Source organism: Flavobacterium galactosi (assembly GCF_048158585.1).
Taxonomy (GTDB): Bacteria; Bacteroidota; Bacteroidia; order Flavobacteriales; family Flavobacteriaceae; genus Flavobacterium; species Flavobacterium galactosi.
Map to the genome: position 1 here is coordinate 151,061 of NZ_JBLNKV010000007.1, position 20,861 is coordinate 171,921.

Genomic DNA, 20,861 nt, shown 5'->3' on the forward strand with positions numbered 1-20,861 from the left:
ATTTACAGCAATCCGTTATATTTTCTAACAAACCATTCCGTTGAAAGAAAAATGGAAATTAAAACGAGTAACCAAACCCAATCAATCAACAGTGTTTTGGTCATCGTATTTTTTTCAACGGCTTTGTATTCTTCATTATCCAAAAGTGATTTTATTAAGACCTCAATTTGATCCGGGAAATAAGCTTTGCCTTGGGTTTGCAAGGCTAATTGGGTCAGTTTCTCTACGTCTGGATTAACGAATTGTTTCTCGATATCAAAATCAAGTATTTCAAAATGATTGGAATAGGTAGTTTTAGTATTCAATTCTTTTATCGAAAAATTATAATTTCCTGCCTCAAGTCCGTCAAGATTGACTTTGTAGGAATTATTGCTTTTTAATAAATCGTAATTTTTTGTTTGCTTGTTTTTAGTATTAGTCAGGGCAATTGTCAAACGCGCATTTTCATCAAACTCATAGTTTTTATTGAAATATTGTGCAGAAATTTCAATTGCTTCTCCTGAATTATAGAAATTTTCATGTTCAACCACCAATGATTTTTTTGAATTATTGGAAGCCAAAAACTGGATAATCTTATCTATAAATATATCAAACTTCTCAAAAGACTGGTTGTCGATATGACTTTGCAAACGCCATTTCCAACTATTCTCCCCTAGAAGGTAAGCTGTTCTTTTGCCTTGATTTTCAGTAAAAGCCAATAAAGGTGCATGGGCATCCATGTTTCTAATTTTAGAAGAAAGCAATACCGAAACGTTTGCCTTTGGAGTTATATTTCCAAAAGGATTTTGCAAAGGAGGGAAATTTTCGAACCCTATATTATCAATTGAAAAAAGATTAAATTGAGAATTAAATCCCGCCAAATAATCTTCTTTTTGACCACTCATTTTGAAAGACAAATTATCCTCTTGTTGATTCAAAAAATTGAAATCTGTATTGTTTCCGGTAATAATGAATGTATTAATCCCAATCAATTTAGCAGCATCAAGAACCGATTTAAATTCAACTGTAGGTTGATATAAAATTAAAATACTGTAATCTTGTAATGATTTGATATCATTTGGTTTAATTAAAGTTACTTTACGTTGTGCATTAGTTTCAATGGCGCGTTTTAAAGCACCAATATCCGGATGATTTATAGTCGAAACGATATCAATATTCGTTTTTTGATCAATTACTTCTACGGCAAAATTCTTAGTGTTATTATAGGTGTTTTTTTCTTTTTCTCTAGATGAAATCGTAGCTTTAAAAACTTGCAACCCTACTTTATTAGCCGGTAAAAGCACATTGACAAGAGCCGTTTTTTTCGATGGTGAAAATGAAATGGATTGTTTACTAAAAACTGAATTTCCTTGTGAAATAATAAAATCAGCAGCTACACTTCTGGTTCCTGAATAGTGCAAAAAAGCTTCTACGGGAAATTTATTTTTGTAAAATGCATATTTATTGACATTCAGTTGATCAATTTTAAAATCTAAAAAAGTGGTTGTATCGCCTACAATTAATGGAAATACTTTGTTAGTTGCATCAAAACCATAAACATAATCGTTACCCGAAGTTTGATTTCCGTCCGTTATAATTACGGTTGGAAAAATTACATTTTTATTAATGCTTTTCAGATTTTGGGCTACGGCATCCAGATTGGTTTGTGTTCCCTTAAAATCAAATTTTTCCGATTGTTGAAATTCCACGTCAAATTGATACGATTGTATGTCAAATTTCTCTTGCAATGCTGAATTCGAAATCAATTTTTGATACAATTCCGCTGTTTTTTTATTCCCATTCAAAAATGAAATAGAACTGGAATTATCCACAACAATAGGCAAAGGAGTTTTTACCGTTTCCAGTGTGTTTTTAGTTAGTATTGGATTAATTAACAGCAATAATAGTCCGAAAACGGACATAAAACGTAAAAAAGCCAATAACAAATAGGTTTTCGATTTGTTTTTGGCTTTATATAAATATTGATAAAATGACAGACAACCGGCTACTACTAAAGAAAATATTATTGATAAAATGGTAGTTGTTGTCATTCTTTTTTATTTTAAATGATGAATTTTAAATTTTAAATTCATCATTTATAATTTATAATTATTTTAGGTAAGCATTCCACCACAAACATTCATAACTTGTCCGGTTACATAAGCGCTCATATCTGAAGCAAAGAAAAGACACGCATTAGCAACATCTTCAGTAGTTCCACCACGTTTCAACGGAATTCCGTCTCTCCATCCTTTAACAACATCTTCGTTTAATTTGGCAGTCATTTCAGTTTCTATAAATCCTGGGGCAATTACATTGCAACGAATATTACGAGAACCTAATTCCAAAGCTACTGATTTTGAAAAACCAATAACTCCTGCTTTAGAAGCCGCATAATTGGTTTGACCCGCATTTCCCTTCACTCCTACTACAGAACTCATATTGATTATTGATCCTGAACGTTGTTTTAAGAACGTTCTTTGAATCGCTTTGGTCATGTTAAAAACCGATTTCAAATTCACATCAATTACTTGATCGAAATCTCCTTCAGACATACGCATCAAAAGATTGTCTTTAGTAATTCCGGCGTTGTTTATTAGAATATCAACGGTTCCAAATTCAGCTAAAACCGCATCTACAAATGTTTGAGCTTCATTAAAATCGGCAGCATTTGATTGATATCCTTTAGCTTTAATACCAAGCGCATTTAATTCCTTTTCAAGAGCCAAAGCTGATTCTACTGATGAGCTATAAGTAAATGCAACATTTGCACCGTGTTTTGCAAAAACTTCTGCAATTCCTTTTCCAATCCCACGGCTTGCACCTGTAATTATGGCAACTTTTCCTTCTAGTAATTTCATGTTCAAAAATTAGTTTATTTTTTATTTGTAGCTATTCCTGCTATCCGTTTTAATCTTTTATGTTTTAAAGAAAAACATAAAAGGATTTCTCCCGAAACCTCGGGACTATCAGGGCTATTTTACACCCGTCAAATATAGCAATAATTGTGGTTTGAAAAAAAATACTCTTTCAATTAAACCTTTTATATAATATATAATCTTAAAAGGAGTTTATACATTTTAACATGACTAAAGCTTCATTTTTTTTATAAAGCATTTAAAACTAGAAACTAAATAATTCCATTTATTATATTTAAACATATATATATCACATGAAAAACTTTTATTTATTCTTCTCGTTCGGAGTGATTTTAATTATCTCATCCTGCAGCAATAATAAGGATGATTCCAGTGAATATATCGCTACTGATACTTATCCAAATGTGACGGCTAATTTTGCCGGTAAAATAGATTTAAATAACCCCAGTAATTACGCTAATCAAACGATTCCAGTTTATATTACCAAGGACAATACTAATACAAATTCAATAACTGACAAAGGAGCAACGCTGGGAAGAGTACTCTTTTACGACAAAAATCTATCTTCAAATAATACTATTTCCTGTTCATCCTGTCATATTCAAGCTAATGCTTTTGGAGATATTGCTGTTGCCAGTGACGGAATAAACGGAACATCTACGAGGCATTCCATGCGATTGGTAAATTCAAGATTTTCAAACGAAAGTAAATTATTTTGGGATGAAAGAGTCGCAAGTTTAGAATTGCAAACTACGCAACCTATTCAAAATCATATCGAAATGGGATTTAGTGGGTCTAACGGTGATGGTTCTATTTCAGTATTAATCGCAAAATTACAAAATATCAGTTATTAAAAAGAATTATTTAAATATGTTTACGGTTCAGAAAACATCACCGAAAACAAAATACAATTAGCATTAGCGCAATTCGTACGAAGCATTCAATCATTTGATTCTAAATATGATGCTGGAAGAGTTTTAGCGGTAAATGAAAACCAAAATTTCTCCAATTTTACTGCACAAGAAAATCAAGGTAAAAATTTATTCTTGACGCCTCCCATTTTTGACGCTACAGGCAACAGAAATGCTGGAGGCGTTGGATGTGCAGCTTGTCATGCGGCACCTGAATTTGACATTGACCCGCTCACAGGAAACAACGGGATAATAAAAGTTTTAAACGGAACTGGAATAGATATTACAAATACGAGGGCTCCATCGCTTAGAGATTTAGTAAAACTTAATGGAGAGCCGAATGGACCTATGATGCATAATGGAAATCTTATTACATTACAAAACGTAATTGGTCATTACGGCAATATCAATCTTGCACTTGGAAATACCAATCTGGATCCAAGATTAAGACCTAATGGTTTTGGACAACAATTAAACCTTAGTGCAGCTGAAGTAAATGCTTTGATAGCTTTCTTAAAAACCTTATCAGGAACAAATATTTATATTGATTCAAAATGGTCTAGTCCTTTTAAATAAAAAAAGCTCCACAAATTGCGGAGCTTTTATATATTTAAATAAAATACACTAAAAAGCAACATTCCATTTTGGCAATCTTCCATTTTCGTCAAGGAAATTTTGTAAAACTTGTCCTTCTACGAATGTTGGTATTGCTTTAGACTTATCGTTGAATGTTTCATACCATACCACTTCTAGCGTACTGATCTCTTCGATTTTCATTTGTGCTGGCCAAGAATATTTTCTTCCTGTTTTTGCAAATTGGTGTCCTTCTACAATTTTATCCTTTAAGCCACCATTTTTAATTTTCAAAGTTCCATTATTCTGAACAGTTCCAGTAGAACCCACCATAATTAACTCTTTCTCATCCCCTACTGAATACACTAAAAATACTCCAGATCCTTCTGAAGCATTACATACTTCTTCTAAACTATCGTCTGTAGTGAATGAAAATTGATTGCTAACTTTGAATTTTTTTAACTCTTTGTACATATTATTTTATTTTTATTTGAATTGGCTTTTGCAAAAAAATACCCCACAAAATCGTGAGGTCCATTAGAAACCATTCGTTTATGATTGTTCTTATTAGGATTAAATCTGAAAAAACAGATTAATTTAATAAAGTGCAAAGGTATTTCTTTAATTCAATTTATAATAAAAAAGCCCCACAAATTGTGAGGCTTTTAAAATATTTAATTCTGGGTTAAATTAACCTAAAACTTCTTTTACTTTTTTACCAATTTCAGCTGGAGAATCCACAACATGTATGCCACATTCTCTCATAATTTGTTTTTTAGCTTCAGCAGTATCATCAGATCCACCAACAATAGCACCTGCATGTCCCATTGTACGTCCAGCCGGAGCGGTAACTCCTGCAATGAATCCTACAACCGGCTTACGGTTACCATCGGCTTTAATCCAATGCGCAGCGTCAGCTTCTAATTGCCCACCAATTTCACCTATCATTACGATACATTCTGTTTCTGGGTCGTTCATTAATAATTCTACTGCTTCTTTTGTAGTAGTTCCAATGATTGGATCTCCACCAATACCAATTGCAGTAGTGATTCCTAATCCTTGTTTCACCACTTGGTCAGCAGCTTCGTAAGTTAAAGTTCCTGATTTAGAAACAATTCCAACAGTACCTTTTTTAAATACAAAACCTGGCATAATTCCAACTTTTGCTTCGCCTGGAGTAATTATTCCTGGGCAGTTAGGGCCTATTAATCTTGCATTTCTTTCTTTAACATAACTATTTGCTTTAATCATATCAGCAACAGGAATTCCTTCAGTAATTGCAATAATTACTTTTATTCCTGCATCTGCAGCTTCCATAATTGCATCTGCAGCAAAAGCCGGTGGAACAAAAATGATAGTAGTATCAGCTCCCGCTTGTTCTACAGCATCTTTTACAGTATTAAAAACAGGTCTGTCTAAGTGAGTTGTCCCACCTTTTCCTGGAGTTACACCACCAACAACGTTAGTACCGTACTCAATCATTTGAGAAGCATGGAAAGTTCCTTCGCTTCCTGTAAATCCTTGAACAATTATTTTGGAATCTTTATTAACTAAAACACTCATGATATATATTTTATGTAGTTTTTAAAATTGTGATGCAAAAGTAAGGTTTTGTAAATTATTTTGAAGCTTTTTTTGTCAAAATGTATTATGATAATTGACTCATTTGGTATCCTCTGAACAATTTATTGTCTTTTATTTGCCAAATTGTTATAAAATGGGCTAATAACATTTCTTCTCTTGGGTTTTCAATTGTTTTTACAAAATGAGAATAACGAACCGAAATTAAATCTTTTTCTGCAATAATATGGCTTATTCTAACTTTAGAGCGAACATACGCTTTACTTAAATCATTTGCTAAATGGAGTAAAGATTCATAATTCAATTGAATAAATCCTTTGCTGCTATTCCATTCAACAATTACGTCTGGATGCAAAAAATCTTTCATGACTTCGCTATCAATTAGAGCATCAGATTTATAAAATTTCTGAACGATTTCTTTAGCAGACATATTATTTTAGTTTATTTAAAATTTCTGGTATTTTTTTGATATTAGCCAGTTGTTTCAATTTTTCTCTTGATTCTTCAATTGGCGTACCAAAGTAAGATTTACCACCTTCTACTGATTTTGTAACTCCTGTTTGACCAAGAATAACTGCCTTCGCTCCTATCGTAATTCCGCTAGTGGTTCCTACTTGTCCCCAAATAGTAACTTCATCTTCAATTATTACGCAACCTGCTATTCCGGTTTGTGAAGCAATCAAACATTTTTTTCCAATCACAGTGTCATGACCAACATGTACCTGATTGTCAATTTTTGTGCCTTCGCCAATAGTAGTATCGCCTGTAACTCCTTTGTCAATAGTACAAAGTGCCCCTATCCCAACATTGTCGTGAATTACTACTCTCCCTCCAGAAAGTAATTGGTCATAGCCTTCAGGGCGCTTTTTATAATAAAAAGCATCAGCACCAAGAATAGTTCCAGCGTGGATGATTACGTTATCACCAATTACGGTATAATCATAAATCGATACATTAGAATGGATTAAACAATTTTTCCCAATAACAACATGATTTCCAATAAAAGTATTCGGCTGTATTACAGTATTTTCTCCTATCGAAGCTGAAGTAGCTATTGAAACGTTAGAAAATTGAAAAGGCTTGAAATAATTCGTCAATTTGTTAAAATCTCTAAAGGGATCATCAGAAATCAACAATGCTTTTCCATCAGGACATGCTACACTTTTATTTATTAAAACTATAGTTGCCGCTGAGTTTAGCGCTTTGTCATAATACTTTGGATGATCCACAAAAACAATATCTCCGGATTCAACAACATGAATTTCATTCATTCCAGTTACTGGAAAATTTTTATCACCAACATATTCACAGTTGATGATATTTGCAATTTCTTCTAAAGAGTAAACTTTTTGGAATTTCATAAATTTTGTGTTCGGTAATCAATATTCGGTATTCAGCTTGATTGCAAACTGAATACTGAACTGTAATTTACTCTTTTACGCGTTCCATGTAAGAACCGGATGTAGTGTCAATTTTAATTTTGTCTCCTTCATTGATAAACAAAGGAACATTTACAGTTGCACCTGTTTCAACAGTTGCTGATTTTGTAGCATTTGTAGCAGTATTTCCTTTAATTCCCGGTTCAGCATAAGTTACTTCAAGCACTACTGAAGCTGGCATATCAACTGAAAGAGGTAAATCAGTCTCTGTATTAATACTTACCATTACATTTTCTCCTTCTTTCAATAAATCCGGTGAATCTAAAATGTTTTTATTTAAAGTAATTTGTTCGAAGGTTTCTGTATTCATAAAATGAAAATCATCACCTTCTGGATATAAATATTGAAATTTATGGTTTTCTACTCTAACTTCTTCAATTTTGTGTCCTGCAGAAAAAGTATTATCCAATACTTTTCCATTCGTTAAACTTCTTAGTTTTGTTCGAACAAAAGCAGGCCCTTTTCCTGGTTTTACGTGAAGAAATTCTATGATTTTGTAAATATCATTATTGTATTTAATACACAATCCGTTTTTAATGTCTGATGTAGATGCCATTTTTATGTTTATTTTGTTGATTTGTTTATTTGTTTAATCGTTTGAGCAAATAAACGATTAAGCGACTTATTCTTAATAGTTTCCTGAATATCCTTTCATTATTCCTCTTGACGAATTTCTGATAAAATCAATAATTTCATCTCTTTCCGTTGTTGCTTCCATCTCCGCTTCGATAATATCTAATGCCTGAGAGGTATTATAATTTTTCTGATACAGAATTCTATAGATATCTTGGATTTCTCTGATCTTTTCAGTTGTAAAACCACGTCTTCTCAACCCAACAGAATTAATTCCAACATAAGATAAAGGTTCTTTAGCCGCTTTTGTATACGGAGGAACATCTTTTCTTACCAAAGAACCACCAGATATCATTGCATGATCTCCTATGCTAATAAATTGATGGATTGCTGCCAAACCGCCTATAACTGCATAGTTACCTACAGTAACATGACCGGCCAAAGCGACCCCGTTTACTATAATGGCATTATCCCCGATGTGACAATCATGGGCAATATGTGCGGTTGCCATAACTAGACAATTATTACCTAAAGTAGTTTGTCCAGATGCGATTGTGCCTCTATTAATGGTTACACATTCTCTAATTGTACAATTATCGCCAATTATCGCCAAAGAATCTTCTCCGCCAAATTTCAAATCTTGTGGAACCGCTGAGATTACAGCACCAGGAAATATATTACAATTTTTTCCAATTCTTGCGCCTTCCATAATGGTAACATTTGAACCTATCCAAGTTCCATCTCCAATAATAACATTATTGTGAATGGTGGTGAAAGGCTCTATAACAACATTTTTGGCTATTTTAGCGCCCGGATGAACATAGGCTAGTGGTTGATTCATCTACTTTTTTTATTTTTTATATTAATTAGAACAAAAAACTGTAAACTCATTATTTTTCAAATTAATGATACAGTTTTAAATCTAAATTTATTGTTTTTTCGCAATTTGAGCCATTAACTCCGCTTCTGCAACCAGTTTCCCATTTGCATAAGCATTCGCTTGCATATGACAAATTCCTCTTCTGATAGGCGTTATTAAATCACATTTGAAAATCAAAGTATCACCTGGCAGTACTTTATGTTTGAATTTAACCTTATCAATTTTCATAAAGAAAGTCAAATAATTTTCAGGATCAGGAACCGTACTTAATACTAAAATCCCTCCTGTTTGTGCCATTGCCTCTACAATTAAAACCCCTGGCATAACTGGAGCTTCCGGGAAATGCCCAACAAAGAAATTTTCATTCATTGTAATATTTTTCATACCCACAACATGACTTTCAGACATTTCGATAATTCTGTCAATCAATAAAAATGGAGGTCTATGAGGAAGAACAGCCATAATTTTATGAATGTCCATTAAAGGCTCTTGATTTAAATCATAAACTGGAACATAATTTCTTTGTTCTATTTTTATAATTTTCGCCATTTTTTTTGCAAATTGGGTATTTACAAAATGTCCTGGCTTATTGGCAATTACTTTACCTTGTATTCTTGTTCCAATCAAAGCTAAATCACCCACTACATCCAGTAGTTTATGTCTTGCCGCTTCATTTGGATAATGCAAAGTAAGGTTATCTAAAATACCGTTTGGTTTAACTGTTAACTCCTCTTTTCCAAAAGCAACTTTTAAATTCTCCATGGTAGCTGCCGATATTTCTTTATCAACATATACAATGGCATTATTCAAATCGCCTCCTTTTATTAAGCCGTTTTCTAAGAGAGATTCTAATTCATGTAAAAAGCTGAATGTTCTGGATTCAGATATTTCAGTTTTAAATTCTGAAATATTTTTCATGTTAGCATTTTGGGTTCCTAAAATTTTAGTTCCAAAATCAACCATTGCAGTAACTGAATAATGATCACTTGGCATCACTAAAATTTCACTACCTGTTGCTTCATCAGTAAAAGAAATAACTTCTTTTACCACATAAACATTTCTTTTAGCATTTTGCTCTTCGATTCCCGCTTTTTCAAGGGCTTCAACAAAATATTTTGACGAACCATCCATTATAGGAAGCTCTGAAGCATTTAGTTCAATGATGACATTATCTAAATCACAACCAATTAATGCTGCTAAAACATGTTCTGGTGTTTGAATTTTCACACCTAGTTTTTCTAAATTGGTTCCTCTTTGTGTGTTTACAACATAATTTGCATCAGCTTCAATGACAGGTTGTCCTTCCAGATCTACTCTAACAAAAGTAAAACCATTATTTACTGGAGCAGGTTTAAAAGTCATTTTAACTTCTTTTCCTGTATGTAATCCAACTCCAGTTAATGAGATTTCTGTTTTGATGGTCTGCTGTTTAACCATTTTTTCCATTTTTTTGGTTTAATATTTGTTTTTTTAATTCCTCTATTTCTGCAACAATTTTAGGTAGATTCCTGAAATGAACGTACGATTTACTAAAATCATTGTATCCAAATGCGGGGCTTCCTTGTAGAATCTCATTATCTTTTATATTTCTTCCTACACCAGATTGAGCCTGAATCCGGACATTATTACCAATGGTCAAATGTCCCGAGATTCCTACCTGCCCACCAATCATGCCATTCTTGCCAATTTTTGTAGAACCTGCAACACCCGTTTGAGCAGCAATTACAGTATTCTCACCAATTTCGACATTGTGGGCAATCTGAATTTGATTGTCAAGCTTCACTCCCTTTCTTATAATTGTAGAACCCATTGTAGCCCTGTCAATTGTAGTGCAGGACCCTATATCAACATTATCTTCAATAATTACATTCCCTATTTGTGGAATTTTAGTATACGTTCCGTCAGGATTTGGAGCAAAACCAAAACCATCAGCACCTATTATTGCTCCGGAATGTATCGTGCAATTATTCCCGATAATAGTCTCCGAATAAATTTTTGCACCAGCAAATAATATCACATTGTCACCCATTACTACATTATCTCCAATGAAACAATTAGGATATATTTTTACATTTTCACCCAAAACTACATGCTGTCCCACGTAACTAAAACTTCCAAGATATAAATCATCTCCGTATTTTACGCTTTGCGAAAGGAAAGAAGGTTGCTCAATCCCACTTTTATTTAACTTTACCTGATTGTAATATTCTAGTAATTTAGAAAATGCGGCATAGGCATCTTGCACCTTTATCAGTGTTGTGGCTAGTGGTGATTCCGGAACAAAAGTATCATTAACAATTGTTACCGAGGCCTTTGTGGAATAAATGTAATTAAGATATTTAGGATTTGATAAAAAAGTAAGTGATCCTTCAGCTCCCTCTTCTATTTTTGATAATCTAGAAACTTCTGCCATAGGATTTCCCACAACTTCTCCTTCTAAAATCCCTGCTATTTGTTCTGCTGTAAATTTCATTGCGACAAAAATATAAAAAAATAGATTTTAAATGTTCATTTTATGCAAGTTGTTTTGGGAAACATATATAATACTTGGTAACCAGTTTAGATAACGATTTTAAATTCAGCTGATCCGAAGATTCAATAACGTCCTCAATTGTTCTGTCTTTTTTCAAAATCCGTATTGGTTCGGCTTCTTTGCTATATGCTTGGTTTTTTATTTTACCTTTAAAAATAAAATAATTGGTATCCAATAATGAAATATTATTCTCCTCAGCAAAGCGCTCTTTCAACGGTTGCAATTCTTCAATACCCGCTTTTTCACTGGTTAGTTTTATTTTTAATAAGTCTCGGTTAACAATCATTTTGCTCAATGAAGATAAGATGAAATCGTCCTGTTTTTGCCAAGATTTTAAAGCACTGATGATATCAAAATCATCCAATTGAGAAAATAAATCTAAATTTTCAGTATCAAAAGTGTCCAAGGTAACTCTATTTTGCATAAAAAACAGCAACGGCTCGCTACAAGGCAATTGAATTCCTTTTAATGTTAATTCTTTAGCGCGTTTTAAGACTTTCGTCAAAATCAACTCGGCTACTAAACTCGTTTTGTGTAAATAAGCCTGCCAATACATTAAGCGTCTTGACATCAGAAACTTTTCTACAGAATAAATTCCTTTTTCTTCAATAACTAAGAAGTCGTCCACCACATTCATCATTTGAATCAGGCGTTCTGAATTTACATTTCCTTCTGCCACACCCGAGTAAAAACTGTCTCGTTTCAAATAATCCATTCGATCCATATCCAATTGACTCGAAATCAATTGCAACATGAACTTTCGATCATAATCACCTTTAAAAATTTGAATTGCTAAACTCAACTGACCGTCGAATTCCACATTCAATTGGTTCATAAACAACAAGGAAATTTCTTCATGGTGTACATCTTCAACAATGCTTTTTTCCATCGCGTGCGAAAACGGTCCGTGTCCAATATCATGTAATAAAATAGCAATGTATAGCGCATTTTCTTCTTCAGGAGATATCGAAACTCCTTTGAAACGCAATACGTCAACCGCTTTTTGCATCAGATGCATGCAACCTAAAGCATGGTGAAAACGAGTGTGATTTGCTCCCGGATAAACCAGATACGACAAACCCATTTGGGAAATACGGCGCAAGCGTTGAAAATAGGGATGCTGAACTAAATCGTAAATTAAGGCGTTGGGGATGGTAATAAACCCATAAATGGGATCATTAAATATTTTTAGCTTATTGATTTGAATCACTATAACTTTATTTTTGGTCAACAAATATAAGGAAATTAGACTTTAAAATGGGAAACGTCTCTTATCGTGATTTTGAATTCAATAAAATAGAGGATTCGATTCGTACAAACACTAAAAAAGGAGAGTTTTAGCTCTCCTTTTAATTTTTTATAGTTTTCTAATCCAGATATTTCTGAATTGAGTTTTGCAGCCATGTTCTTGCAATGCAATCACATCATCACCATGTGGCGAAGGATAATTATGTAATCCAATATAAAGTGTCAACCCACTAATAATAGCATTATTTTGAACCAAAACTCCATTGTGTAATACCGTGATTCTTGCCTGAGCATCTATCCTTCCATCAGCTTTGAAACGCGGAGCAGTATAAACAATATCATACGTATTCCACTCTAAAGGTGCCTTCATGGCATTGACTAAAGGCGGTACATCTTTATAAATACTTCCGGCTTGACCGTTACTATAAGTCCTATTATTATAGGAATCCAATACTTGAAGTTCGTATCTGTTTTGTAAAAATATACCACTGTTTCCTCTCCATTGTCCTCCATCAACCACTGCATCGGGTGCGCTCCATTCGACATGCAATTGACAATCTCCAAATTGCATTTTTGTTTGAATCGCTCCAGAACCATCTACCACTTCCATATATTCCTTATCCACTATTTTCCATGGAGCTGGCTTTGTAACATCTTTTTGACTAACCCATTGATCTAAGTTTTTACCGTCAAATAAAACAATCGCATCCGAAGGTGCATCTCCTAGCTTTTTAGCAGGAGTAATTACTTTTACTTGCGGTTCCCATATTTCAGTCATTTCGGGTTTCATCGCCATTGGTGATACAGCTGGTGGCGTGTTCACATAATCATGTTGAGCCATAGCAAGAGTCACTGAAAACAAGGTAATACTCAAAAAATAGTTTCTAATTTTTTTCGATTTCATAAATAATTTGGTTTGATTTGATAAAAGTATAAATTTAGAATAAAATCGTTTTGTTTTACATTTAGGAACAAAAAAATGTTTTTAGCTATAGTTTATTATTCTGTACGTAAATCATTCCATTTCCGCCAAATTGAAGTTATTCAGTCAGTCGATAAAATTGCGTATCCATAATTATCTGACCAGCCTGATTTTAATGGTAATAATTTTCGGGTATGGGCTTCTCGTATCATTCCTGTTTTTTCCAAAACGTTTATGGAACCTATATTCCCAACAGCACAACCTGCTTCGATTCGATGAAGGTTAAGTGCATCAAATCCAAAATGCAGTAGCTGTTTCAAGGATTCCGTTGCGTAGCCTTTATTCCAATAATTTTTATGAAATTTAAACCAAACTTCGGCATTTTTATATTTTAACTTTCCCAAATTGATTCCAATTAATCCTATAATTTGGTTTCCAGTGTTTAATTCCACCGCAAAAGTAAAATGGGTAATAAGCGCTCTATTGTTTTCAAAAATCCATTTTTCTAAAAGCACTTTAGTTTCATCAATATGTTGTGGAATTCCTAACGTATTGAATTCATCTATTTCTTCCATACAATGCAATTCATGAATATAATCTAAATCTGATACTGTAATTGGTCTTAAATTTAATCGTTCTGTTTTCAGAATTATAGTATTCATTTTTTATATTTTAATAATTACGAAAGAATGCAATCAGTACTCCTCCTCTTCATCTAGTTCTGATTCCTTTCTAATTGTAGTATCCGTATTAAAAAATTTAGTCACTTCTTTTTTATCCTTTTGATTCTTTTTAATCAAGTATAGAATTAAAGCAATGGCGCCAACCAAAATTACAGCTATAATAACCCAATTTATTTCCATTGTTTTTGTTTTTAGTAAAATTACAGAATATAATTAAATTTTGGAATATTGTAAAAAATTAAAGAAGAAACAGTCCTACTTATCGTTCCTTCGAAATAACCAAGGAATTGTTATTAGCAATAGCTATGCTTCATTATTTAATATGATTTTAAACTTTTCAATTTGTCTTCTATGGCGTAAAACATGTACGATTGCATGTTCCATTAATTGTTCAATGTCATAAAGTTGTTCCCAAGATGTAATTATTTTTTTAGTATTATCGGATTCTTCCAAATCATTATCGCTTATATTGATGAATGTGTTAAACGTAAATTCAAGTAGCTTATCAAGATCTTTTATATATTGAATTATTGATGTACGTATAATTTTTTCAGGTCGTTCACTACATATGTCTCTTGAATTTTGAATATAAATGCAATACGAGTAACCGGAACTTATAACATGTGTAAGTATGGTTTGAATTGATTTGCAGTCCCAATTCGGAGTTTCTTTATCTATTACAAATACTAAGTTCTTTTCTGAGATATTTAGAATTATATCCTGTAATTCATTAATTGCTTTTTTGTATTCGGCAAGTAAAGTATGAACGGCATTTTGGTTTATTTTTTTATCCATTTGTAATATCATTATACGTTTAACAATTCTAACGTTTTAGTCCGTTATTTCCAATAAACTCAAATTCCGTTTCCTTGGAAAGCTGAAAATTGTCTCAGCACAATTATTGCAAACAAAACCAATTGCCAATTTTTTCTCTTTCCAGCATAAAAAAACTAACTTTTGGTGTCGAAAATAGTATTATGTAGATAAAAATTATCAAATACAGAATTATCTTCTTATTCTCAAATTTGATATAATCACTTTCAATATTTTATCTTTATAAGTCATAATTTTATTTAGCTGATTATGATACCTTTTTTTTTTAAAAGTACTGCTCTTTTCACCGTTTTTCAGGCAACTTGATTCGATAAACTATAGCATTTATATTTTAACGAATTTATAAAAAAGCAATCATAATACTCCAATACTTTTTTATTTTCTGAAAATTTTTATTATCTCAATTGTAATTGTAAATCCAATCGTTCTAGCAACTGCGTGAGGGATGGAAGTGACATCGTTTCCTTTTTTCTTTAAAAAGGAAAGATATAACGCAAAGTCCAACCCGGACGGAGTTTACGGAGGATGGGTCACGCCTGCAAACAATTTCAATGCGAAAAATTCTTATCTTTATATAGGAATAGAAAGAGCAATTGCCCGAAAAATTATCATAATATTAGCAACTAACCGTTGCAAAAAACAGTAAATTGGCACTTTCAATTACTACTATTGAACACTTGTTAATACGACTTATGGATAAAATAAAAATACTTTGGGTAGATGATGAAATCGACCTTTTAAAGCCCCACATATTATTTCTGGAAAAGAAAAATTACGAAGTTACTACTTGTAATAACGGTCGTGATGCGGTTGATATTTTTGAGGAAAACAATTTTGATATTGTTTTTCTGGATGAAAATATGCCCGGAATGAGCGGCTTGGAAACGCTGTCGGAGATGAAAGAGAAAAAATCTTCGGTTCCCATGATTATGATTACCAAAAGTGAGGAAGAATACATCATGGAGGAAGCGATTGGCTCTAAAATTGCTGATTATTTAATCAAACCCGTAAATCCAAACCAGATTTTGTTGAGTTTGAAGAAAAATCTGGATCATTCCCGATTGATATCGCAAAAAACTACGTTGGATTATCAGAAAGAATTCCGAAAAATTTCGATGGAAATGGCAATGGTGAATTCTTATGAAGACTGGATTGAATTGTACAAAAAATTGATTTTTTGGGAACTGGAATTGGAGAATATCAACGATCAAGGTATGGTTGAAATTCTTGAATCACAAAAAGCAGAAGCCAATTCGCAATTTGGAAAATTTATTGAACGTAATTATGAAGATTGGTTTGCACCAAAAGCGGATAAGCCAGTGCAATCCCACACTTTATTTAAAGAATTAGTGGTTCCTGAAATTGTAAAAAAAGACAAACCTATTTTGTTTGTGGTGATTGATAACTTACGTTACGATCAATGGAAAGTCTTTGAGAGTGTGGTAAGCAATTATTATAAACTGGAAAAAGAAGTTCCGTATTACGCCATTTTGCCAACGGCCACACAATATGCGAGAAATGCTATTTTCTCAGGTTTGACGCCGCTTGAAATGGAAAAACAGTTTCCGCAATATTGGAAAAATGATCCGGAAGAAGGCGGGAAAAACTTGTACGAAGCGGAATTTTTGTCGGCACAGTTGAAACGTTTGGGATTGCATATTAAGGAGGATTATTTTAAAATCACGAATCTTGCCGGAGGTAAAAAACTCGTTGAAGGATTTAAATCGTTGAAAAATAACGATTTGGTTACCGTGGTTTACAATTTTGTAGACATGCTTTCGCACGCTAAAACCGAAATGGACGTGGTAAAAGAACTTGCTTCCGACGATAAAGCATATCGCTCTCTGACGTTGAGTTGGTTTAAAAATTCTCCATTATTGGAAATTATTCAACAGGCACAGAAAATGGGTTTCAAGTTGATTTTGACTACGGATCACGGAACTATAAACGTGAAAAATCCATCGAAAGTGGTGGGTGATAAAAATACCAGTTTGAATTTGCGTTACAAAACAGGACGCAGTTTGACCTACGAACACAAAGATGTTTATGCAGTGAAGGAACCAAAAAATATTGGTTTACCAACGATAAATATGAGTAGTTCTTATATTTTTGCAAAAAATGATTTGTTTTTGGCCTATGTCAATAATTACAATCATTATGTAAGTTATTATAAAAACACATACCAACACGGTGGAATTTCATTGGAAGAAATGATTATTCCGTTTTTAGTTTTTAATCCGAAATAAGAATTTTTCAGTCACAGTTTTCAGTTTTTGGCACAACCTTAAACTTTAAGCATTAAACAAATTTATTTAGAATGAATGTTATTTTTTCTTTAGACCAACTCGAGGAAGTTGCACAAAAAATCATAGCCGAAAACCCAAAAAAAGTGATTCTTTTTCATGGAGAAATGGGCGTTGGCAAAACCACATTAATAAAAAAATTGTGTAAAACTCTTGGAGTTGTAGGCGCTACAAGCAGTCCAACTTTTTCTTTAGTTAATGAATACCAAACTACTAACAATCAAATCGTTTATCATTTTGATTTTTATAGATTGAATCATGAAGTTGAAGCGTTGGACATGGGCGTTGATGATTACTTGTATTCCAGTAATTGGTGTTTTATAGAATGGGCGGAAAAGATTCCGAATTTAATTCCTGAAGTCCATTCTGTCATTACGATTGAACTACTTCCGGATGGAAAACGTTCCCTAGAATTAAAATAAAAACAATTACGTATGAGTTTAGAAAATACAGTTGAAATTATTCCTTTTACCACAGCTTTAACGGAGCCGATAAAAACCTTGAATATAGAATGGCTAAAGAAATATTTCAAGGTGGAACCCAAAGATGAGATCGTATTATCGAATCCCCAAGGCGAAATCATCGACAAAGGCGGAATGATTTTTTATGCAAAATACAAAGGCAAAATCATTGGCACGGTTTCCTTAATAAAAATCGATGAAACCACATTTGAATTGAGTAAAATGGCCGTTACAGATGGGGTTCAAGGATTGGGAATAGGAAAAAAACTAATGGTTCATTGTATGGATATCGCTGAAAAGGAAGGCATTAAAAAACTTATTTTATATTCGAACAGAAAATTACTGCCAGCAATACATTTGTATGAAAAATTTGGTTTTGCTGAAATATCTTTAGAAGACGGCGTTTACGAAAGAGCCGATATAAAAATGGAAAGAATCATCCCCTAATTTTAAATTCACTCTTCTTATTTTGCTTTCCCTTAACTAATTGCCTTTTTCTAAAACTTTTTCCGTAAATTGTACCCTAAATTTTACAGCACTAATGCCAATAACGATAACACCATTTACTAAACAGCAGTTATTACCTCAAGAAGAAAAACTTGAGATACGAAGACGGAAATGCGAACTTTTTATTGGAATTCCAAAAGAAACCAGTTATCAAGAACGCCGTATTTGTCTGACTCCTGATGCTGTAAATACATTGACCTATCATGGCCATAGGGTAATGATTGAAGCTGGTGCAGGTGAAAGTTCCAGTTATGCAGACAAAGAATATTTTGAAGCGGGAGCCGAAATTACTAATGACACCAAAAAGGTATTTAGTTGTCCCATGATACTGAAAGTCGAGCCCGCTACCCTAGCCGAAATTGAAATGATGAATCGGGAAACAATTCTGATATCAGCAATTCAATTAAAAACCAGAAAAAAGGCCTATTTTGAAGCTTTGACCAAAAAGAAAATCACAGCACTTGCTTTTGAATACATAAAAGATGAGGACGGCACATATCCGGCAGTTAAATCATTGAGTGAAATTGCAGGAACTGCCTCGATTTTAATTGCAGCCGAATTAATGATTACCAATGAATTTGGAAAAGGATTATTATTCGGAAATATTACTGGCGTTCCTCCTACTGAAGTTGTAATTTTAGGTGCAGGAACAGTTGCTGAATTTGCAGCTAAAACCGCTATTGGTTTGGGGGCTAATGTAAAAGTATTTGATAATTCCATTACAAAATTACGCCGACTGCAAAATAATCTGAATCAACGTATTTTTACTTCTACCATTCAGCCTAAATCTTTACTGAAAGCACTAAGACGCTGTGATGTAGCTATTGGCGCCATGAGAGGCATGGAACGTTGCCCGGTTGTAGTTACGGAAACGATGGTCGAATATATGAAAAAGGGAGCCGTTATCGTCGATGTTAGCATTGATACCGGAGGCTGTTTTGAGACTTCGGAAGTCACTTCACATGAAAAGCCAACATTTATCAAGAATAATGTTTTACACTATTGTGTACCCAATATCCCTTCCCGTTATTCAAAAACAGCTTCCTTATCCATTAGTAATATCATCACGCCTTATTTGTTGCATATTGCTGAAGATGGCGGAATTGAAAGCGCTTTACGATGCAATAAAGGATTGAAAAATGGAGTTTATCTCTATCATGGAATCCTTACCAATAAAGCTATTGGCGATTGGTTTGATTTACCTATTAACGACATCAATTTAATTGTTTTTTAAGCAAACTTTCTTTTACCTTTGCCAAAAATTTAAAACATGAAATTCGTACATCGGTTTGCTTATTATCTTATTGGTTTAATATTAGGTTTGTTTTTTGTAGCCGCAATTTTTAGTGGAAAAGATACCCGTTGCAATTATTTTCCAAATGCAAGAGTATTAAATGATTTAAGAAATAAACCTTTTGATTATTCTGAAAAAGCGTCCCAAATATTAGCCGAAAAATGGATTGATACTATTGACATCAAAAACACATTGCAATACGGCGATGTTGATTTTGATAAAAGCAATACCGAATTTCGTAAAGAAAAAGTATATGTGATTGAAGGCAAAACCCTGAAAGGCCAAGAAATTATCCTAAAAATAAAAAACGAAGAAGGTAAAGCTACTTTGGAAGAAATAATTAAGAAATAGACCCATTAATTATTTGTTTTTTAGGACTTAATTATACAAATAACAGTATTTCAATTTGGGCGTGACCCTACAGATTGCTTCGTCGTTCCTCCTCGCAACTTCGGGTCGTGCTGTACGTTCCCGCTTTTTATTGAGAGTCTAAAAAACCTCTCAATAAAAGAGCTCCACTACCATCACTCACGCGGAGCAACGGAAATCGAGTATTTATATTTTAAAAAAGTACAATTAATCTACTGAAATCCAGTTAATTATTTCTATTCCATTACGTTTTAAGTATTCATTTGTTTTACTGAAATGTTTGTTTCCAAACCACTTTCCCTGATTGGCACTCATAGGCGATGGATGTCCGGATTCTAAAACCAAATGTTTGTTCCGGTCAATTTTGAGTCCTTTTTTATGGGCAAAATTTCCCCAAAGCAAAAACACTACATGCTCTTTTTCTTTCGAAATTTTTTGGATTATAGCATCAGTAAAAACGTTCCATTTCAAATGTTTATGGCTGTTTGCAATGTCTTCTCTCACAGTCAGCGAAGCATTCAAGAGTAAAACTCCCTGTTTTGCCCAAGATTCCAGATTCCCGGAAGTGGGCATAAAAATAGTTCCCAAATCATCACTCATTTCGCGGAAAATATTGCGCAAAGAAGGCGGAATTCTAACCCCGTCATTTACGGAGAAACACAACCCATTAGCTTCCCCCTTTCCATGATACGGATCCTGACCAATAATAACCACCTTTACTTCTTTGAAACTGCAATAGTTGAAAGCAGCAAATATCAATTCATTTGGGGGATAACAAGTATGATTTTTACATTCTTCGGCAACGGCTTCCATTAAATCCTGAAAATAAGGTTTTTGGATTTCGTCTGATAAAATGGATTGCCATTCCGGATTGAGATTGATTTGCATGTGA

Annotated in this window: 23 protein-coding genes; 7 read left to right on the forward strand and 16 right to left on the reverse strand. The window is 33.3% G+C overall.

The window, feature by feature from the left end; all coding sequences use genetic code 11:
* Positions 1-2: 2 nt before the first annotated feature.
* Both ACM55M_RS15515 and fabG read right to left on the reverse strand, forming a co-directional pair.
* The gene (locus tag ACM55M_RS15515; protein WP_416858576.1) at positions 3-2,030 is read right to left on the reverse strand and encodes a hypothetical protein; all 2,028 of its coding nucleotides are present in this window, start codon (positions 2,028-2,030) and stop codon (positions 3-5) included.
* A gap of 63 nt (positions 2,031-2,093) precedes the next feature.
* The gene (fabG, locus tag ACM55M_RS15520; RefSeq protein WP_416858577.1) at positions 2,094-2,840 is read right to left on the reverse strand and encodes a 3-oxoacyl-[acyl-carrier-protein] reductase; all 747 of its coding nucleotides are present in this window, start codon (positions 2,838-2,840) and stop codon (positions 2,094-2,096) included.
* Positions 2,841-3,151: 311 nt separating this feature from the next.
* Here fabG and ACM55M_RS15525 point away from each other — a divergent pair, with 311 nt between their 5' ends.
* Positions 3,152-3,712: a cytochrome-c peroxidase gene (locus tag ACM55M_RS15525; protein ID WP_416858578.1), complete on the forward strand. Its 561-nt coding sequence runs from the start codon at positions 3,152-3,154 to the stop codon at positions 3,710-3,712.
* Positions 3,713-3,904: 192 nt separating this feature from the next.
* Positions 3,905-4,345, forward strand: a complete 441-nt coding sequence (locus tag ACM55M_RS15530; RefSeq protein ID WP_416858580.1) for a hypothetical protein — start codon at positions 3,905-3,907, stop codon at positions 4,343-4,345.
* A 48-nt stretch (positions 4,346-4,393) separates the two neighbouring features.
* Here ACM55M_RS15530 and ACM55M_RS15535 read toward each other — a convergent pair whose 3' ends face one another.
* From ACM55M_RS15535 to ACM55M_RS15595, 13 genes are all read right to left on the reverse strand, one after another.
* On the reverse strand, positions 4,394-4,816 hold the full coding sequence (locus ACM55M_RS15535) for an ADP-ribosylation factor GTPase-activating family protein (RefSeq protein ID WP_416858581.1): 423 nt from the start codon (positions 4,814-4,816) through the stop codon (positions 4,394-4,396).
* Between the two features lie 216 nt (positions 4,817-5,032).
* Positions 5,033-5,905: a succinate--CoA ligase subunit alpha gene (gene sucD / locus ACM55M_RS15540; RefSeq protein WP_091207776.1), complete on the reverse strand. Its 873-nt coding sequence runs from the start codon at positions 5,903-5,905 to the stop codon at positions 5,033-5,035.
* Between the two features lie 85 nt (positions 5,906-5,990).
* Entirely contained in the window at positions 5,991-6,353 is a 363-nt protein-coding gene (locus ACM55M_RS15545) for a nuclear transport factor 2 family protein (RefSeq protein WP_416858582.1), read from the reverse strand.
* A gap of 1 nt (position 6,354) precedes the next feature.
* Positions 6,355-7,284, reverse strand: coding sequence for a UDP-3-O-(3-hydroxymyristoyl)glucosamine N-acyltransferase (locus tag ACM55M_RS15550; RefSeq protein WP_416858583.1), 930 nt, complete (start codon positions 7,282-7,284; stop codon positions 6,355-6,357).
* A 67-nt stretch (positions 7,285-7,351) separates the two neighbouring features.
* Positions 7,352-7,918, reverse strand: coding sequence for an elongation factor P (efp, locus tag ACM55M_RS15555; protein ID WP_416858584.1), 567 nt, complete (start codon positions 7,916-7,918; stop codon positions 7,352-7,354).
* A 72-nt stretch (positions 7,919-7,990) separates the two neighbouring features.
* On the reverse strand, positions 7,991-8,776 hold the full coding sequence (gene lpxA / locus ACM55M_RS15560) for an acyl-ACP--UDP-N-acetylglucosamine O-acyltransferase (protein ID WP_416858586.1): 786 nt from the start codon (positions 8,774-8,776) through the stop codon (positions 7,991-7,993).
* Between the two features lie 87 nt (positions 8,777-8,863).
* Positions 8,864-10,252, reverse strand: coding sequence for a bifunctional UDP-3-O-[3-hydroxymyristoyl] N-acetylglucosamine deacetylase/3-hydroxyacyl-ACP dehydratase (locus ACM55M_RS15565; protein ID WP_416858621.1), 1,389 nt, complete (start codon positions 10,250-10,252; stop codon positions 8,864-8,866).
* Entirely contained in the window at positions 10,245-11,288 is a 1,044-nt protein-coding gene (lpxD, locus tag ACM55M_RS15570; RefSeq protein ID WP_416858587.1) for a UDP-3-O-(3-hydroxymyristoyl)glucosamine N-acyltransferase, read from the reverse strand. The genes ACM55M_RS15565 and lpxD overlap by 8 nt, the downstream gene beginning before the upstream one ends.
* A 40-nt stretch (positions 11,289-11,328) precedes the next feature.
* Positions 11,329-12,558 carry an HD domain-containing protein gene (locus ACM55M_RS15575; RefSeq protein WP_416858588.1) on the reverse strand — a complete coding sequence of 410 codons (1,230 nt, stop codon included), beginning with the start codon at positions 12,556-12,558 and terminating at the stop codon, positions 11,329-11,331.
* A 147-nt stretch (positions 12,559-12,705) separates the two neighbouring features.
* A complete protein-coding gene (locus tag ACM55M_RS15580) occupies positions 12,706-13,500 on the reverse strand; it encodes a 3-keto-disaccharide hydrolase (protein ID WP_416858589.1) in 795 nt (264 codons plus the stop codon).
* Between the two features lie 140 nt (positions 13,501-13,640).
* On the reverse strand, positions 13,641-14,180 hold the full coding sequence (locus ACM55M_RS15585; protein ID WP_416858590.1) for a GNAT family N-acetyltransferase: 540 nt from the start codon (positions 14,178-14,180) through the stop codon (positions 13,641-13,643).
* Between the two features lie 33 nt (positions 14,181-14,213).
* Complete coding sequence (locus ACM55M_RS15590) at positions 14,214-14,381, reverse strand: hypothetical protein (protein WP_416858591.1); 168 nt, start codon at positions 14,379-14,381, stop codon at positions 14,214-14,216.
* A gap of 123 nt (positions 14,382-14,504) precedes the next feature.
* Entirely contained in the window at positions 14,505-14,996 is a 492-nt protein-coding gene (locus tag ACM55M_RS15595; protein WP_416858593.1) for a DinB family protein, read from the reverse strand.
* Positions 14,997-15,727: 731 nt separating this feature from the next.
* Between ACM55M_RS15595 and porX the strand changes: the two genes are divergently transcribed.
* The 5 genes from porX to ACM55M_RS15620 all read left to right on the forward strand — a co-directional run bounded on the left by porX (position 15,728) and on the right by ACM55M_RS15620 (position 19,951).
* Positions 15,728-17,281 carry a T9SS response regulator signal transducer PorX gene (gene porX, locus ACM55M_RS15600; protein ID WP_416858594.1) on the forward strand — a complete coding sequence of 518 codons (1,554 nt, stop codon included), beginning with the start codon at positions 15,728-15,730 and terminating at the stop codon, positions 17,279-17,281.
* Between the two features lie 71 nt (positions 17,282-17,352).
* On the forward strand, positions 17,353-17,760 hold the full coding sequence (tsaE, locus tag ACM55M_RS15605; protein WP_416858596.1) for a tRNA (adenosine(37)-N6)-threonylcarbamoyltransferase complex ATPase subunit type 1 TsaE: 408 nt from the start codon (positions 17,353-17,355) through the stop codon (positions 17,758-17,760).
* A gap of 12 nt (positions 17,761-17,772) precedes the next feature.
* A complete protein-coding gene (locus tag ACM55M_RS15610; protein ID WP_416858597.1) occupies positions 17,773-18,246 on the forward strand; it encodes a GNAT family N-acetyltransferase in 474 nt (157 codons plus the stop codon).
* A gap of 94 nt (positions 18,247-18,340) precedes the next feature.
* Complete coding sequence (locus ACM55M_RS15615) at positions 18,341-19,540, forward strand: alanine dehydrogenase (protein WP_416858598.1); 1,200 nt, start codon at positions 18,341-18,343, stop codon at positions 19,538-19,540.
* Between the two features lie 36 nt (positions 19,541-19,576).
* Complete coding sequence (locus tag ACM55M_RS15620) at positions 19,577-19,951, forward strand: DUF4258 domain-containing protein (RefSeq protein ID WP_416858599.1); 375 nt, start codon at positions 19,577-19,579, stop codon at positions 19,949-19,951.
* A 225-nt stretch (positions 19,952-20,176) separates the two neighbouring features.
* Here ACM55M_RS15620 and ung read toward each other — a convergent pair whose 3' ends face one another.
* Positions 20,177-20,857, reverse strand: a complete 681-nt coding sequence (ung, locus tag ACM55M_RS15625; RefSeq protein ID WP_416858600.1) for a uracil-DNA glycosylase — start codon at positions 20,855-20,857, stop codon at positions 20,177-20,179.
* Positions 20,858-20,861: the final 4 nt, after the last annotated feature.

Bases quoted from the DNA above. Each gene is read 5' to 3' on its own strand.
- ACM55M_RS15515 (WP_416858576.1), bottom strand. From the start codon at position 2,030: ATGACAACAACTACCATTTTATCAATAATATTTTCTTTAGTAGTAGCC.
- fabG (WP_416858577.1), bottom strand. From the start codon at position 2,840: ATGAAATTACTAGAAGGAAAAGTTGCCATAATTACAGGTGCAAGCCGT.
- ACM55M_RS15525 (WP_416858578.1), top strand. From the start codon at position 3,152: ATGAAAAACTTTTATTTATTCTTCTCGTTCGGAGTGATTTTAATTATC.
- ACM55M_RS15535 (WP_416858581.1), bottom strand. From the start codon at position 4,816: ATGTACAAAGAGTTAAAAAAATTCAAAGTTAGCAATCAATTTTCATTC.
- sucD (WP_091207776.1), bottom strand. From the start codon at position 5,905: ATGAGTGTTTTAGTTAATAAAGATTCCAAAATAATTGTTCAAGGATTT.
- ACM55M_RS15545 (WP_416858582.1), bottom strand. From the start codon at position 6,353: ATGTCTGCTAAAGAAATCGTTCAGAAATTTTATAAATCTGATGCTCTA.
- ACM55M_RS15550 (WP_416858583.1), bottom strand. From the start codon at position 7,284: ATGAAATTCCAAAAAGTTTACTCTTTAGAAGAAATTGCAAATATCATC.
- efp (WP_416858584.1), bottom strand. From the start codon at position 7,918: ATGGCATCTACATCAGACATTAAAAACGGATTGTGTATTAAATACAAT.
- lpxA (WP_416858586.1), bottom strand. From the start codon at position 8,776: ATGAATCAACCACTAGCCTATGTTCATCCGGGCGCTAAAATAGCCAAA.
- ACM55M_RS15565 (WP_416858621.1), bottom strand. From the start codon at position 10,252: ATGGTTAAACAGCAGACCATCAAAACAGAAATCTCATTAACTGGAGTT.
- lpxD (WP_416858587.1), bottom strand. From the start codon at position 11,288: ATGAAATTTACAGCAGAACAAATAGCAGGGATTTTAGAAGGAGAAGTT.
- ACM55M_RS15580 (WP_416858589.1), bottom strand. From the start codon at position 13,500: ATGAAATCGAAAAAAATTAGAAACTATTTTTTGAGTATTACCTTGTTT.
- ACM55M_RS15585 (WP_416858590.1), bottom strand. From the start codon at position 14,180: ATGAATACTATAATTCTGAAAACAGAACGATTAAATTTAAGACCAATT.
- ACM55M_RS15590 (WP_416858591.1), bottom strand. From the start codon at position 14,381: ATGGAAATAAATTGGGTTATTATAGCTGTAATTTTGGTTGGCGCCATT.
- ACM55M_RS15595 (WP_416858593.1), bottom strand. From the start codon at position 14,996: ATGGATAAAAAAATAAACCAAAATGCCGTTCATACTTTACTTGCCGAA.
- porX (WP_416858594.1), top strand. From the start codon at position 15,728: ATGGATAAAATAAAAATACTTTGGGTAGATGATGAAATCGACCTTTTA.
- tsaE (WP_416858596.1), top strand. From the start codon at position 17,353: ATGAATGTTATTTTTTCTTTAGACCAACTCGAGGAAGTTGCACAAAAA.
- ACM55M_RS15610 (WP_416858597.1), top strand. From the start codon at position 17,773: ATGAGTTTAGAAAATACAGTTGAAATTATTCCTTTTACCACAGCTTTA.
- ACM55M_RS15615 (WP_416858598.1), top strand. From the start codon at position 18,341: ATGCCAATAACGATAACACCATTTACTAAACAGCAGTTATTACCTCAA.
- ACM55M_RS15620 (WP_416858599.1), top strand. From the start codon at position 19,577: ATGAAATTCGTACATCGGTTTGCTTATTATCTTATTGGTTTAATATTA.
- ung (WP_416858600.1), bottom strand. From the start codon at position 20,857: ATGCAAATCAATCTCAATCCGGAATGGCAATCCATTTTATCAGACGAA.